Annotated in this window: 15 protein-coding genes; 8 read left to right on the top strand and 7 right to left on the bottom strand. The window is 37.0% G+C overall.

The genetic code is table 11. The features are described 5' to 3' along the window. Positions 1-6: 6 nt before the first annotated feature. Positions 7-441: a hypothetical protein gene (locus BM084_RS16800; RefSeq protein ID WP_075327378.1), complete on the top strand. Its 435-nt coding sequence runs from the start codon at positions 7-9 to the stop codon at positions 439-441. Here the strand turns inward: BM084_RS16800 and BM084_RS16795 are convergent. Together BM084_RS16795 and BM084_RS16790 are read right to left on the bottom strand one after the other, a co-directional pair. Next, entirely contained in the window at positions 438-851 is a 414-nt protein-coding gene (locus BM084_RS16795) for a hypothetical protein (protein ID WP_075327379.1), read from the bottom strand. The genes BM084_RS16800 and BM084_RS16795 overlap by 4 nt on opposite strands. Beyond that, positions 851-1,264: a DUF3784 domain-containing protein gene (locus BM084_RS16790; RefSeq protein ID WP_143083677.1), complete on the bottom strand. Its 414-nt coding sequence runs from the start codon at positions 1,262-1,264 to the stop codon at positions 851-853. The genes BM084_RS16795 and BM084_RS16790 overlap by 1 nt, the downstream gene beginning before the upstream one ends. Positions 1,265-1,549: 285 nt before the next feature. Here BM084_RS16790 and BM084_RS16785 point away from each other — a divergent pair, with 285 nt between their 5' ends. The 3 genes from BM084_RS16785 to BM084_RS16775 all read left to right on the top strand — a co-directional run bounded on the left by BM084_RS16785 (position 1,550) and on the right by BM084_RS16775 (position 4,458). Then, complete coding sequence (locus BM084_RS16785; protein ID WP_075327381.1) at positions 1,550-2,224, top strand: TIGR02117 family protein; 675 nt, start codon at positions 1,550-1,552, stop codon at positions 2,222-2,224. A gap of 107 nt (positions 2,225-2,331) precedes the next feature. After that, positions 2,332-3,036, top strand: coding sequence for a TVP38/TMEM64 family protein (locus BM084_RS16780; RefSeq protein WP_075327382.1), 705 nt, complete (start codon positions 2,332-2,334; stop codon positions 3,034-3,036). A 120-nt stretch (positions 3,037-3,156) separates the two neighbouring features. Then, positions 3,157-4,458, top strand: coding sequence for an erythromycin esterase family protein (locus tag BM084_RS16775; RefSeq protein WP_198036115.1), 1,302 nt, complete (start codon positions 3,157-3,159; stop codon positions 4,456-4,458). A 75-nt stretch (positions 4,459-4,533) separates the two neighbouring features. Here BM084_RS16775 and rimO read toward each other — a convergent pair whose 3' ends face one another. Then, complete coding sequence (rimO, locus tag BM084_RS16770) at positions 4,534-5,883, bottom strand: 30S ribosomal protein S12 methylthiotransferase RimO (RefSeq protein WP_075327383.1); 1,350 nt, start codon at positions 5,881-5,883, stop codon at positions 4,534-4,536. 523 nt (positions 5,884-6,406) lie between these two features. On the opposite strand from rimO, the gene BM084_RS16765 reads away from it, so the two are divergent. From BM084_RS16765 to BM084_RS16750, 4 genes are all read left to right on the top strand, one after another. Next, positions 6,407-7,540 (top strand): DmpA family aminopeptidase, encoded by a 1,134-nt coding sequence (locus tag BM084_RS16765; protein WP_093306167.1) that lies wholly within the window; start codon positions 6,407-6,409, stop codon positions 7,538-7,540. A 215-nt stretch (positions 7,541-7,755) separates the two neighbouring features. Continuing rightward, complete coding sequence (locus BM084_RS16760; RefSeq protein ID WP_075327385.1) at positions 7,756-8,361, top strand: hypothetical protein; 606 nt, start codon at positions 7,756-7,758, stop codon at positions 8,359-8,361. Between the two features lie 273 nt (positions 8,362-8,634). Then, the gene (locus tag BM084_RS16755; RefSeq protein WP_075327386.1) at positions 8,635-9,138 is read left to right on the top strand and encodes a YkgJ family cysteine cluster protein; all 504 of its coding nucleotides are present in this window, start codon (positions 8,635-8,637) and stop codon (positions 9,136-9,138) included. A 260-nt stretch (positions 9,139-9,398) separates the two neighbouring features. Next, positions 9,399-10,553: a porin gene (locus BM084_RS16750; protein WP_093306165.1), complete on the top strand. Its 1,155-nt coding sequence runs from the start codon at positions 9,399-9,401 to the stop codon at positions 10,551-10,553. A gap of 52 nt (positions 10,554-10,605) precedes the next feature. Here BM084_RS16750 and BM084_RS16745 read toward each other — a convergent pair whose 3' ends face one another. The 4 genes from BM084_RS16745 to ftsY all read right to left on the bottom strand — a co-directional run bounded on the left by BM084_RS16745 (position 10,606) and on the right by ftsY (position 14,580). Then, positions 10,606-11,466 carry an aminotransferase class IV gene (locus BM084_RS16745; protein WP_093306163.1) on the bottom strand — a complete coding sequence of 287 codons (861 nt, stop codon included), beginning with the start codon at positions 11,464-11,466 and terminating at the stop codon, positions 10,606-10,608. A gap of 178 nt (positions 11,467-11,644) precedes the next feature. Continuing rightward, positions 11,645-11,926 (bottom strand): hypothetical protein, encoded by a 282-nt coding sequence (locus BM084_RS16740; protein ID WP_143083676.1) that lies wholly within the window; start codon positions 11,924-11,926, stop codon positions 11,645-11,647. Further along, complete coding sequence (locus BM084_RS16735) at positions 11,927-13,546, bottom strand: amidase family protein (RefSeq protein ID WP_093306158.1); 1,620 nt, start codon at positions 13,544-13,546, stop codon at positions 11,927-11,929. Positions 13,547-13,626: 80 nt separating this feature from the next. Further along, a complete protein-coding gene (ftsY, locus tag BM084_RS16730) occupies positions 13,627-14,580 on the bottom strand; it encodes a signal recognition particle-docking protein FtsY (RefSeq protein WP_075327391.1) in 954 nt (317 codons plus the stop codon). Positions 14,581-14,619 lie beyond the last annotated feature (39 nt).

The raw sequence follows: 14,619 nt of genomic DNA, 5'->3' as shown, positions 1-14,619 counted from the left end.
TGACTTATGAAAAAGATATTTTTACTCCCAGCAATAGTATTATTACTTAGTTGCACTAACGAAGCGGAAAAGGAAAAAACAAAATTGCGAATAGATAATCTTGAAGCCGATCTTAACGATTTAAAGATTGAAAATGATTCGCTGGAAAAAGAATTAAGATTATTGAAAAGTCGGAATCCTATAGTTTTTACTGAAGACTTTGATACGATGCAAAACCCTGAAACTTTTATTGTAACCTCTTTAGAACGAAATGCTCAACTTATTCCTAAAGAATCTGTTTTAGGCGGAACGATGCGTTTTATAGATACTGAAATTTTGAATCAGCGTTTTATTTGGGCCGCTTACGAAGATGGGCATATAGCCGGAGAAGCTATTTTTCAATATAAATTAAATAAAGCTGATAGTATTGATTTTAAACTGGTTTCAAAAATTAGAGATTAGGCCATAATCTGCTTCCCAAATTTTTCCCGCAGTAAATCTAAGTCCTCTTCTAAAAATCCTTTTAATTCAACCATATCTCCTTTAGCTTTTGGAGCTTTAATAATCAAGTGGTAATTGCTTACGTGAATATTTAATTCCGGGCCAAATTTATAAGTTTTAGGTTTTTGATGTAACCTCGCTAGAATCAATTTTTCATCGTCCCAGGCAATATATTCTGTATTTCTATCTTTTTGTTTATACGCGAGCCAGGAATACAGTAAACCGGAAACTAAATACAGGGAAGATATTAAAATCGCTACACTTCCCTCAACAAAAATATAGTTTGCCAGGCCCAAAAGAAGCCAGAAAACCGCGAGAATAAAGTATAGATTCTTCTTAAAAAAGCTGGTATGTTTTACTATTTTTTGCATCAGGCAGTCGCTAAAGTTTGCGCGGGAATCAATTCGGTTTTTAGTTTTTCAATATCGGTTTCGGTATAAGCTTTAAGCTCCACCATAGTACCATCAACCGGTCCCGATTTAATAGTTAGATTAGTTGCTGAAACATTAATTCCGTCAATATTCTCCCATTTATAAGATCGTGTGCTTTGCTGCCACTCACTAATTTCTATTTTTTCATCATCCCAGCTTATAAATTCTAATGCCAGATCTCTTTTCAAATATCCTACAACGGCATAAATGAGTCCGATAAGCGTGTAACCATAAGCCATAACGTCCATGACCTGAAAAATAATCATTAAAACTCCCATTAATCCCCAAATTCCTCCCATAATGAAGAAATAGTTTCTTCGGAAAAAAGTGACTTTTTTAGAAATTTGTGGCATAAGTTTTAGAATATTACAGGAAAGATAATAATTATTTTAAAAATTTAAACTGAATAAAATAATGATGACTTTCAAATCCATAACAAAAACAAAAGCTGAATTTTCCATGATATAATCTTTGTCATTCTGAGGTACTAAGCAATCTGTAGACCATTAATAGAATTTGACAGATTACTTCACTCCGTTCGTAATGATGATTAATTTTATAAAAAATGACCTATTTACGTTTTATTCTTATCAAACTAGAAATATGATAAACTGAACGAAATTCAATATCTTAAAAGAATGAAACAAGCTTTACGCTACTTCTTCAAATTCCTTTTGATCCTTTTATCTCCCGTTATAGTTTATCAGGTGATGGCATTAATTGGTTCGTTAATTCCCGTAAATTCTAAATTTGAAACTAAAAACGCAAATATTGATATCTACCTCTATAAACAGGATATGCATACCGATATTTTGCTTCCGGTACATTCTAAAATCATCAATTGGGATAGCATATTTAGACCTAAGCACACCCTATCAAATCCGCAGAATTCTGAATTTATAGGGTTTGGTTGGGGTGATCTTAATTTTTACCGAAATACCCCGCAGTGGGAAGATATAAAACTCAATGTTGCTTTTAAAGCGCTTTTTCTAAGATCACAAAGTGCATTACACACGCAATTTTATCAAAAAGTACCAGTTTCAGAAAACCTGGTTAAAATTTCAGTTTCAAAAGATCAATATAAAAAGCTAACTGACTATATTTTAGAAACTGTAAACGCTGAAAATAAGGGAGAAATTCAACCTGTTTCAGGTTTACACTATTATCAGGATGATGCGTTCTATTTAGCTGAAACTTCTTTCCACCTTTTTAAAACCTGTAATACCTGGACGAATTCTGCATTAAAAGCCTCCGGACTTAAAGCCTGTTTATGGACGCCATTTCCGCAGGGAATTTTCTATCAGTATAATTAAAACAGAGAGCCAAAAGGAGGGGAATTTCTACTTTAAAAGCTATTAAGTTTAAAATCAATCTTATATAATTTTGTAACTTTTTATTTCTATTTAAAATTATATAAGGTTTGAAGAATTCAGCTTCCAAATATTCTTCTTTTATTCTTTCGGGGGTAATATTACTTTTATTACTAACAGCTTACTTTACACTCCCAGGTTTCAAAGACTTTGTAGATACCACTGTAAGGGTTTTAACCAACGGTAATACAGAAATAACCCGGGCATATTTCAAGGATTTTGGCGTTTGGGGGCCGGTAGCTATTATTCTGTTTATTATTCTTCAAATGTTCTTAATTATTTTTCCTTCCTGGATTCCCATAATCGTGGCGGTTATGGCTTACGGTGTTTGGTGGGGAAGCCTTATTTCATTAACGGGTGTGGTACTTGCTTCCTATATTGGATATTTTATTGGCGAAAAATTAAAAGGTGTATTTCTTACTAAAATATTTGGGGAGGATAATTTGAAGAAAATGGATTTCTGGATTGGAAATTATGGATTTGGATCGGTAATTCTATTCAGGATTTCCCCCTTTTTATCTAACGATTCTATCAGTTTTATCGCGGGTATGCTGGGAATGGATTTAAAAAAGTTTATTTATGCCACCCTCTGCGGAATGGTGCCTTTAACTATAGCCATCGCTTATTTTGCTGAAGACCCTTCTAAATTAAAAGACGGGCTCTACTGGATAGGTGGAATAGGATTGGTTGCCTATCTTATTTATATATTACTGGATTATAAAAAAAGGAAGAGGAACAGCAACTCCAAATCCTGAAATTCTTATCAATAACTTCTCCTCTTAATCTGAAGGATTTTATACTTTTTTTATAATCTCCCAAAATCCTGTTTTCTGCATAAATGCTTATCTTAAGACTATTAACCTAATATGCTAAGTTTGTCTTCAGATAAAATTCAAAAGCCTGAAATTGAAAAATTTTATCACCGGCTGGAAAATTCTGCCGATTTAGATCCTTTACTGGAAAAAATAGGAGATGCAAAATATGTACTTCTGGGGGAAGCCAGTCATGGAACCCACGAATATTATACCTGGAGAGCACAAATATCAAAACGTCTTATAAAAGAAAAAGGATTCTCTTTTATAGCGGTTGAAGGAGACTGGCCAGATTGTTATAAGATCAATAAATGGATTAAATCTTATAAGAATTCAGGAGAAAATATTCAGGAGGTATTAAAAGAATTCAATCGCTGGCCTACCTGGATGTGGGCAAATTGGGAAATTGCCGCTTTTGCAACCTGGTTAAAAGATTTTAATTTGAAGAGAAAGCAGGAAGAAAAAATTGGATTTTATGGTCTTGATGTCTATAGCCTCTGGGAATCTATGAATTCTATAGTTAATTATCTCCAGCAAGAAGACCCGGAAACGGCTGAATTAGCAAAAGATGCTCTTAATTGTTTTGAACCTTTTAAAGCAAAAGATTCTTATGCTTCTGTTTTCTCTACTTCAAAAGGAGATTGTAAAAATGAGGTGGTACAATTGCTAAAACAAGTGAGAGAAAAAGCGCATAGTTATGACGGCGCAGAAGAAGCAGGTTTAAATGCCGAGCTAAATGCTTTGGTTATGGCAAACGCTGAAAAATATTATAAAGCTATGGCCGGGTTTGGTGACGATTCCTGGAATGTTCGCGATCGGCATATGGTTGAAACATTAAACCGACTTATGGATCATCACCCTGATGGGGCTAAAGTGATTATCTGGGAGCATAACACTCATATTGGAGATGCAAGGGCTACAGATATGGCCGCAAGCGGTTTGGTAAATGTTGGCCAATTAGTAAGGGAACAGCACAGCAAAGAAGGTGTGGTACTGGTTGGTTTTGGTTCTTATTCAGGATCTGTTATGGCCGGTAGAAACTGGGGTGCACCCATGCAAAAAATGAAAGTTCCAGAAGCAATCCCAAACAGTTTGGAATATAGATTACATAAAAGCGGGGCGGAAAATAAACTTATGATTTTTGATGAAGATCAGGAATTAAATGATGCTTTTTCTGAAAAGATAAAACACCGTGCGATTGGGGTAGTTTACCACCCGGAAAGGGAGCGTGGCAATTATGTTCCGTCAAGAATATCGGCTCGTTATGATGCATTTATCCATATTGATAAAACCACGGCACTGCACCCTTTAAAATTGCAACCACAAAATGAATTAACACCAGAAACCTATCCTTTTGGAATTTAATAAATTCAAAGCGGTAGATTTCTCCCTTAAAATGACTAAGCTTTTCACCCAAACGGAAACTAAAGCCAGGAGATTTTAAACGCTCTTTACTTTCAATTCCTTTCTTTGTGGTTTTGGAGCTGCGTGAATTGGTTCCGCATATAGATCGAAATCAGCGGCATCGGTCACTTTTACTTCGTAGAATTCCCCGGTTTTTAAGTAAACGGAAGTGGCATCGATTAAAACTTCGTTATCCACATCCGGTGAATCAAACTCGGTTCTACCTACAAAGTAGTTTCCTTCTTTTCTATCGATCACCACTTTAAAGATCTGACCAATTTTTTGCTGATTTAATTCCCAGGAAATCTGGCTCTGTATTTCCATAATCTGGTTGGCACGATCTTGTTTTACCTCTTGTGGCACATCGTCTTCCAAATTATAGGCGTGTGTGTTTTCTTCGTGAGAATAAGTAAAGCAGCCTAAACGCTCAAAACGCATCTCCTCTACCCAATCTCTCATTTCCTCAAACTGCTCCTGGGTTTCTCCCGGATAACCTACAATAAGTGTGGTTCTAATGGCCATTTCAGGTACATACTTCCTGAAATCTTTTAGCAGTTTTGTAGTTTTTTCGCTCGTAGTTCCGCGCCGCATAGATTTCAACAAATCAGTATTGATATGCTGCAACGGAATATCTATATAATTACATATCTTAGGCTCACGCTTCATCACATCCAGCACATCCATTGGGAAACCGGTTGGGAATGCATAGTGCAAACGAATCCACTCAATGCCTTCAACCTTAGCCAGGTTTTCAAGCAATTCGGCTAAATTTCTTTTCTTATAAAGATCAAGCCCGTAATAGGTTAGATCTTGTGCGATAAGTATTAATTCTTTTACGCCATTTGCCGCAAGATTCTTCGCTTCTGTAACCAGGTCTTCAATTGGAGTCGATTTATGGCCACCGCGCATTAGTGGAATCGCACAAAAAGAACAGGGCCTGTCACAACCTTCGGCAATTTTAAGATAAGCGTAATTCTTAGGTGTTGTGGTTAGACGCTCCCCAAGCAATTCGTGTTTATAATCGGCTTCCAGCGCTTTTAATAAGCCGGGAAGTTCTGTAGTTCCAAAATACTGGTCTACATCAGGGATTTCTTTTTGAAGATCTGGCTTGTAACGCTCGCTTAAACAACCGGTTACAAAAACTTTATCTACCTCTCCCTGTTGTTTTTGTTCTACAAACTCCAGGATGGTATTCACCGATTCTTCTTTGGCATTGTCTATAAATCCGCAGGTATTAATCACCACAATATTGCCGTCCTGCTCGTGCACCACGTCTTTATTGTTGCCCTTAAGCTGCCCCATCAACACCTCACTATCATACACATTCTTGCTGCAACCAAGGGTTACTACATTAATACGGTTCTTCTTTATCGACTTTGTCCTCATAATTATATTGTATTTTCAAAGCTGCTTCTAAATCTTTTTTTCGTCAAGCTGAACTTGTTTCAGACTTTATCCCGAATTTGCTTCGGGATTCTAATATGATTGCATTGTGACCAACCTAGATCCTGAAACAAGTTCAGGATGACGTTTTAAAAACTTTTTTACAGTCTCCCAAAAGCGGGTGCAAAGATACAATCTATAATTTGAACTACAGCAGGTTAATATTGAAAGGAATAGCATAGAATATATTTCTCCATGTTCTTTTTTGCATTGCTCAAAAAAGAACCAAAAAACGCCAGACTTACTTTTCTCTCCTTGAAAACACTACGCTGATTGCCTATCTTGCTCATTGCAACCGCTGCGCCAGGCAATGCTTCACTGCCCACCGTTTACAATCAGCCTGGTTTTGCTACGGAAATAAAATTAGGCCGTTATGGTTAAAAACCCGTTCAGTAATTTCAAAATATACCATAAGAACTATTTTGTAACTTTCCATTCTTTGAACAACTCAACAATCGAATCGTTAATGAAAAATTATATCCTCCTCACTTCCCTCCTGTTTTTAATGCTGAATACCTTAAACGCACAGCAGCGTGTAGAAGAAATTCCGTTGAAAATTGGGGTAATGCAAAGAGGAACGCTAAACGCGATTACCGATGTTGAAGGGGTAAAAGTTGGGCATACTACGCTGGTTAAAGGAGATTCGGTGCGTACCGGCGTGACGGCCATTCTTCCGCATGGTGGGAATATTTTTCAGCAGAAAGTACCCGCAGCGGTTTTTGTGGGAAATGGCTTTGGAAAACTGGCCGGCAGCACACAAATTAATGAACTGGGAAACCTGGAAACTCCTGTGATCCTTACCAACACCTTAAACGTTCCCACCGCGATGGATGCGTTGATAAAATATACACTAAACCTGCCCGGCAATGAAAACGTGCGCTCGGTAAACGCTGTGGTAGGCGAAACTAATGACGGCTATTTAAACGATATTCGCGGACAACATGTGACCAATGCAGATGTAATTTCAGCAATTCAAAATGCAAAAATCGGGAAAGTGACTGAAGGAAATGTTGGCGCCGGCACGGGTACCATCGCTTTTGGTTATAAAGGCGGGATTGGCACAGCTTCCCGAAAACTGCCTGAAAGCCTGGGCGGTTATACTTTAGGTGTTTTGGTGCAGAGTAATTTTGGCGGGGTTTTGCAAATTGCCGGCGTACCGGTGGGACAAAAGCTGGGAAACTACAGTTTTAGCAATAATTTACAGAATAATGTAGACGGTTCCTGTATGATGGTGGTAGCTACCGATGCACCACTGAACAACCGAAACCTGGAACGCCTGGCTAAACGAGCATTCCTCGGACTCGCAAAAACCGGTGGAATTGCTTCCAACGGCAGCGGCGATTATGTGATCGCTTTTTCTACTGCGGAAGGTGTGAGGGTTCCGTATAAAATAGAAACTAAAACCCTGGAGCAAGAACTGGTTCCCAACGATTTGATGTCACCGCTTTTTATGGCTGCCATTGAAGCCACCGAAGAAGCCATTTTAAATTCTTTATTTATGGCCGAAACCACTACCGGATTTAAAGGCCGAACTATAAAAGCTTTACCTAAAGAGGAAGTTTTACAATACTTAAAAGAAGCCGGGGTTTTGGAAGATTAGCACTAAGGTTGTTTTAATTATTACCGACTCATCAACAAAACTCGCTATTGTATTAATAAAAAAGTTAAAAACCTGTTGGTAAATAGCCCAAAAATTACGGTTTCCCACAGTTTTAAGCCTTGACAATAATTTATATTTGAAAAGCTAAGCATATCCCGGTAGGCTTTTAGTTAAACCTTTGGTTTAAACGGGATAAGAAGAATTGTAGCGCATTTGTGAAGACAATTTTTAGAATAATAGTTCCAATAATCTTAATTGCAGTATTTGTAGTTCTAAATATTATTGATAAAGTTAATTGGAAAGCAACAGATTATTTGAGTTTTGGAATGATAGTTCTGACTTATTTCTATGTAGTATTTACTTGGGAAATGTTACAAAGAATAGAAACTCAGAATTATTTAGAAAAGAGACCATATATAATTGCAGATTTTTACAAAGAAAGACAAGTTTTAAAGATTTATGTAGAGAATATTGGTAAAACACCTGCAAAAAATGTCAAAGTTAAATTACAACCAGATATAGTTACTTTTCAGAGTAAATCTTTAAATCAAACTCTATTTGAAAATCCAATCCAATTTTTTCCGCCAGGAAAAAAAGTTGAAACTGCAATTAATTCTATGAATACATTTTTCAAAGAAGAAGAAAATAGAAATTTTCAAATTAAAATTCTCTACGAAGATGTTGCTACAAATAAGGAATTTAGCGAAGTAATTGATATTGATTTAGATCATTTAGCACAAGAGAATGATATAATAACTAAGACAACCCATGATTTAGTCAAAAGTATTGATAAACTTACTAACGAAATTAAGAGAACATAAACGCGCAACAATAACAACGATCACTTGCCAATAGCAGATAGCGTTAGAAAATAATTAACTTGACCAACAAACCAGGTCTAAGCCAACAATGCGCGTCACTACACCCGCCAACTTACAAACCATAACCGTTAGCCACCAATTCAAGTCAGAAGACTAAAAAATTTCAATTAAAAACAAATACGGAAATTATACCTGCGTAAACGGCTATGTTTACACTACATTAGCCGGATATGAATAAGCAATTTATATTAGACAGCTTAAAATTCAGGAAATATGAGTGACCCAACAAATATCTGTTTGGCTTGTGGTTTATGTTGTGATGGTACTTTAATTGGTTTTGTACAGCTCGATAGAGAAGAGCTAGCACCAGTAAAACAACTGATGGATATTGAACAAACGGGTGAAAATGGAATGTTTTTTCTACCCTGTAATGAACTTGGCTGCAATGGTTGTAATATTTATTCTCAAAGACCGAAAGCATGTAGAAATTTTGAGTGTGGAGTTTTGAAATCTGTAGAAAAAAAGGAGTTGACTTTTGATAAGGCCACTGAAGTGATTGCTGTAGTTAAGCAAAAAAAGATAGCTATTGAAAAACAAGTAGCAACTTTACAAATTGAACTACAATCCAAATCATTTCACTTTAAAACGCTTGAATTGAAAAAGTTGCTTCGGAAAGATAAGTCTGAATTATCCTTATCAGAAAACCACCAGGAATTGAAATTGGAGCTCGAGGAACTTGAGGAGTTATTATCAAAGAGTTTTGGTGTTTCGTTTTAATCAAGAACCTCGGGGCAAGCCCACGAGGTATGAGTGGAAAAATTATCTTTTCGTTCGAGGCAAGCCTCGGAGCATTTAAATCTCGATTATCGAGTAAAAAAGAAGAAGCCTGAAAACTATTTTCCCGGAAACAATAGACGCCAGCAATCGGCAAACATTTGCTAAAATTCCAGAGCTTTTCTAATTGTTAGTTAAATTTTAGTAGATTTATAAAGATTCCTAAGGAATAATTTCCTTTCTAACCCATACTTCCAATTCTTATGGTAAAATCATATTTAATAAGTCTGCTTTTATTAATTCCGTTGTTGGGGTTCTCGCAACAAAAAGACAGTCTGGGTGAACCTCTTATCCCATCAAACAAAATAGAGCTCTTAAAAAATATCAATTTTACCTTCGGTATGCGTATGGGATTCCAGGCATATACCTTTAGAGGTGGAGATAACTATTACAATGGGATCCAATTTCTTAATGGTTTTACGGCTCTGGGAATTTCCGGAAAATTACACGAAAGGGTAAATTTTACATTTAGAAACCGCTTTAATAGAAATAGCGATGTACAAACCCTGGATAGATTAGGCAGCGATATAGAACTGGCGTTTATAGATATTAAAGCCAGCCCAAAGCTGAATATTAGACTTGGAAAAATGAATCCATTTTACGGCGGTTATGAATACGAGTTCAGTCCGTTGTATGTTTTGGAATATAATGATGTTTACAACAATGTTTTGGCTTTTGTTACCGGGGCCGGAATTACCTACCAGGCTTTAGAGAATCATAATTTTGGTTTCCAGGTTTTAAACTCCCGAACGATGCATTACGATGATCTGTATGGGGATATTGTTGCTGAAAATATCCAGGAACCAGATTGGCCGGTGGCTTTTGTGGCAAACTGGCGCGGAAGTTTTTTTGATGGTAAACTGGAAACCATTTATAGTTTAAGCCATTCTTATGAAGTTAAAAAAAGAGGAACTACTTTTTTTACTTTAGGACACAAATATCAAAACAAGAATTTCAGCCTAATGTATGACTTTCACTACAGTTATGAGGAAGTAGATACAAAAGGCATTCTCACCAGTATTGTTGATGACGAATCTATAGCCGAAGATGTTTTATATATAGAAAACTGGATAAGGGCAGAATACCGTTTTAGTCCAAAATTTACCGGTTTACTAACGCTAATGACGAGCAGTGCCTACGATGATATAAAAGCAAGCAATGAGCACATAAGACGAAGCTACGGAATGAACCCAACCGTGTATTACAGCCCGTTTAAAAATATTGATCTCCGGTTTTTCTTTGCTTATATTGGCCGTTATTTTGATTATTCTGAATTTGCTACACAAAATTTTGATGTCTCCAGTTATAATAAAAATGAAGTAAGGATTGGTTTTATTGCTCCGTTGTTATTATTGTAATCGAGTTTTTCCTTTTATTTTTCTGAATTCTATGAACGGATTATTATAAAACCTACTCCCTCGTCCTCTTAATAAAAACCTCCTGTAATTTTTTTGTAAGGCTGTCTTTTTGAGCGCTGTAGACTTTTTTGTTTTTGTGAGTAATAGAACTTATAGGAATAATTTGCGTGGTGGTGCCGGTAACAAAGATTTCCTCTACTTCTACCAATTCGTCAATATGTACAGGTTTTTCAACCACTTTTATATTTAAGTCGGCACAGATGTTAATCACCTCGGCGCGGGTAATACCAGAGAGTATCTTATGGCCTTCGGGATGGGTATGTACTACGCCATATTTTACAAAAAATAAGCTGGAATGCGAACCTTCAGTAAAATAACCTTTGCGCACCAATAGGTTTTCGGCAAACCCGGCAGCGATGGCTTCCTCGTTGGCCATAACATTCGCCAAAAGTGCTGTCGACTTTATATCGCAGCGGTGCCAGCGTTTATCTTCTGTGGCTATTACTTCCCAGGTTTTCTTTTCAAAACCTTCTAAAGTCACGGGAAAGGCGTACAGCAACACGGTGGTTTCAATCTTCTCGGGAACAAAATGGCTTCGGGCGGCAACTCCCCTACTTACCTGTATATAAACCGCCGCATCAGCTTCATTTAAATTGTCGCGTTCTATAGCTTCGTACATTAATTTTTCAAGGGAAAATGCATCAAAAGCAACCTGTATCTCGTCCAGGCAATATTGCAGGCGTTTTAGGTGTTCTTTCAGCTTAAAGCCTTTTCCATTATAAAATGGAGTTACTTCATAAATTCCGTCGCCAAACATAAATGCACGGTCAAAAACCGAAACAAAAGCCTCATCGGGTTTCAGCCATTTTCCGTTTAAATAAACTTCCGAAGGGTACTTTTTTTCAGGTTTCATAGTAATAGATTTGTTCTCCGTAAAAAGTCATAGTTTAAAATGGTCGTCATCCTGAACTGGTTTCAGGATCTAAGTTGAGTGTATCAATGCTATGTTAGATGTTAAAATATCCCGAAGCGTCGGGACAGCATGACGAGTTATAAATGATTTTGATCTTATGAGTAAAAACAGACATACATTAATTAAAATACTGGTTCAATTGCTGCAGCCATTGCATTTCGTAATACCTAACTATACTTATTACAATTACCCCTGCAGCTACATAAACCCAGGAATAAGTATCGCGTTTAAGCATAATCCCGCCTATAACGGCAAAAACCACAAATGGAATTGCCATAATAAGGTTTGGCAGTGGCCAGGCGTCCTGAAATAAAACGGCAATAATCTTCATAGCGCCATAAAATATGCTGTAGAACAAAATGATCTTGCTAATTAGCGCTTTCAAATTCCGTTGTTTCATTTACTCGTAATTTTTTGGGGATTGTCGACGTTTGGAAGCCTTTTCGTAAGCAAAAGCCCACTGATAAAGTTTATTTTCTTCAGATGATTTTGCGAAAAATGTAAGACCTTTTGGGGCGCCATCTTTGTTATAACCCATAGAAACGGTAATTGCGGGATAATGAGCAACCGCTGCGAAACCAGCGTGATAATTATTTATGGATAAAATTCCGTCTAAATTGTGTTCCTGCATGGGAGTATCAAAATACTTTTTTCCTTTCTCGCTTAAATCATTCTTTATAGAATCAAGATTGGTAGAATCAGCCGACTCGTGTAAGATTCCATCAAACAGGGTTTGGCCGTACGGCATTCTGCTCACAGAATCTTTTAAATTGAATTTCACAATATCGTCTACCGAAGCAAAACCTGTTTTACCACCATATTTTTCAAAATACTCGGGTAGATCTTTTTTCATATCCAGGCTTAGCAAACGCAAAAAGTTTTCCAGCTCAATTTCTTCGGCTTCAAATTCTACAATTTCGGCTCCTGCATTTCTTAGATCGTTCACCGCCAGTTTGTAAAGAGAATCCTCTTTTATTAATTGTTTAAAAGCACCAAATCGTTTTCCTTCCAAACTTGTATTTTCAAAATTGAAATCGGTATCCTCTACTTCTACTGAAAGCGTATCTTCAACATCTTTCCCAGTCATTGCTGAATATAAAATTGCATTATCTATAACTGATTTTGACATAGGTCCGGGAGTATCTAAATAGCTGGAAATAGGCACAATCCCACCCCGACTTAAATTACCGATAGTTGGTTTTAACCCTACTACCGAATTCTGGCTGGAAGGCGAAAGAATAGATCCTGAAGTTTCAGATCCTACTGCTACAGGAGCAAGATTTGCCGCCACCGCCACTGCACTACCCGAACTGGAACCACCGGTATCAAAAATCTTTCTTCCGTATGGGTTTAAGGTTTGTCCGCCAACCGCCGAGTAACCGCTGGGACATTCTCCACAAAAGAAATAAGCCCATTCACTTAGGTTGGCTTTTCCAAGAATTAGGGCACCGTTTTCTTTTAATTTTTGAACTATAAAAGCATCTTCGGTCTGATTATTTTGCAACGCAATAGCTCCCGCTGTTGTTGGCATATTTTGCGTATTGATATTATCTTTTAACAAAACCGGAATTCCGTTAATCAAATGATTTTCTGCTGAATTATTTAATTGCTTATCTTTTTTTCGTGCTTCTTCCAGCAAGTTTGGATTCAGAGAAATAACCGAGTTTAAGGAAAGTTCATTCTCACGGTCAATTTTTTTAATTCGATATAAGTAAAACAGGGAAAGTTCCTCGTAAGTAAGCTCCCCCTTTTTGACTGCTTCCTGGATTTCAGGAATATTTTTATCGAAAATAAGCGGTTTTATCGATTGATATTTTTCTTCAGAAAATTCTGCTAAATCGTTTTCAAAAGGAGACCAAAGAGAATCCTGGGAAATATTTTTTGAATCTAAAACTTTAAATTCCTCTTCCTTTTCGGTTTTTAGCGAGTCCTGGGTTTCGGTATTTTCAGCTTCAGAATTTTTATCATTTCCGCAGGAAATTAAAGCGGGAAGCAGAAGAAGGAATAAAAGTTTTTTCATTTATTATAATTTTAAAAACTGGAGGTTAAATGAAATATTAATCAATAAACTACCGATTTTCCGGGCACCGAAAAATAAGCTTACTGTCTGAAGAAAGAATCTACAAATTCGTATTTATTAAAAACCTGCAAATCTTCTACACCTTCACCTACACCAATATATTTAACCGGAATTTTAAACTGATCGCTTATACCAATTACAACGCCGCCTTTTGCTGTACCATCTAATTTTGTAACGGCAAGAGAAGTTACTTCTGTAGCCGCTGTAAACTGTTTTGCCTGTTCAAAAGCATTTTGCCCGGTAGAGCCATCTAAAACCAATAGAACCTCGTGCGGAGCATTAGGAATCACCTTTTGCATTACACGTTTTACTTTGGTAAGCTCGTTCATTAAATTCACTTTATTGTGAAGTCTCCCGGCGGTATCTATAAGCACTACATCTGCGTTTTGTTTTACTGCGCTTTGCACGGTATCAAAAGCAACAGAAGCAGGATCGCTGCCCATTTTTTGGCGCACTATAGGCACATCGGTCCTATCGGCCCAAATTTGCAACTGGTCTATGGCCGCTGCTCTAAAAGTATCGGCTGCCCCTAAAACAACTTTTTTCCCGGCGCTTTTAAACTGGTGAGCAAGTTTACCAATTGTAGTAGTTTTACCTACGCCATTAACGCCAACCACCATAATTACATATGGTTTTACATCTGGCAACTGGATATTTGCTGCTTCGCCAGTTTCAGATTCAGAAAGCAGGCCGGCAATTTCCTCCCGCAGTATTTTGTTAAGCTCTTCAGTACCCAAATATTTATCACGAGCTACGCGATCTTCAATTCGGTTTATAATTTTAATGGTAGTAGCCACACCAACATCACTGCTTACCAGTACGTTTTCCAGATCGTCTAAAACTTCTTCGTCTACTTTGGTTTTACCGGCAACGGCTTTACTCATTTTAGACATAAAGCTGGTTTTGGTCTTTTCCAGCCCTTTATCCAGGTTTTCTTTTTTGTCTTTAGAAAATATCTTTTTAAATAAACTCATTTTTTGGAAGGTTTAAAATCAACAAATTCCGGAAATGTT

Origin of the sequence: Salegentibacter agarivorans (assembly GCF_900113135.1) — a bacterium.
GTDB lineage: Bacteria > Bacteroidota > Bacteroidia > Flavobacteriales > Flavobacteriaceae > Salegentibacter > Salegentibacter agarivorans.
Note: the sequence above shows the minus strand (reverse complement) of the source record. Positions and strands in the feature narration are given on the sequence as shown.

What these genes read in the sequence shown, in the direction of transcription:
- BM084_RS16785 (WP_075327381.1), top strand. Translation starts at nt 1,550, where the DNA reads ATGAAACAAGCTTTACGCTACTTCTTCAAATTCCTTTTGATCCTTTTA.
- BM084_RS16790 (WP_143083677.1), bottom strand. Translation starts at nt 1,264, where the DNA reads ATGCCACAAATTTCTAAAAAAGTCACTTTTTTCCGAAGAAACTATTTC.
- BM084_RS16735 (WP_093306158.1), bottom strand. Translation starts at nt 13,546, where the DNA reads ATGAAAAAACTTTTATTCCTTCTTCTGCTTCCCGCTTTAATTTCCTGC.
- BM084_RS16745 (WP_093306163.1), bottom strand. Translation starts at nt 11,466, where the DNA reads ATGAAACCTGAAAAAAAGTACCCTTCGGAAGTTTATTTAAACGGAAAA.
- BM084_RS16750 (WP_093306165.1), top strand. Translation starts at nt 9,399, where the DNA reads ATGGTAAAATCATATTTAATAAGTCTGCTTTTATTAATTCCGTTGTTG.
- BM084_RS16740 (WP_143083676.1), bottom strand. Translation starts at nt 11,926, where the DNA reads ATGAAACAACGGAATTTGAAAGCGCTAATTAGCAAGATCATTTTGTTC.
- BM084_RS16795 (WP_075327379.1), bottom strand. Translation starts at nt 851, where the DNA reads ATGCAAAAAATAGTAAAACATACCAGCTTTTTTAAGAAGAATCTATAC.
- BM084_RS16800 (WP_075327378.1), top strand. Translation starts at nt 7, where the DNA reads ATGAAAAAGATATTTTTACTCCCAGCAATAGTATTATTACTTAGTTGC.
- rimO (WP_075327383.1), bottom strand. Translation starts at nt 5,883, where the DNA reads ATGAGGACAAAGTCGATAAAGAAGAACCGTATTAATGTAGTAACCCTT.
- BM084_RS16755 (WP_075327386.1), top strand. Translation starts at nt 8,635, where the DNA reads ATGAGTGACCCAACAAATATCTGTTTGGCTTGTGGTTTATGTTGTGAT.
- BM084_RS16765 (WP_093306167.1), top strand. Translation starts at nt 6,407, where the DNA reads ATGAAAAATTATATCCTCCTCACTTCCCTCCTGTTTTTAATGCTGAAT.
- ftsY (WP_075327391.1), bottom strand. Translation starts at nt 14,580, where the DNA reads ATGAGTTTATTTAAAAAGATATTTTCTAAAGACAAAAAAGAAAACCTG.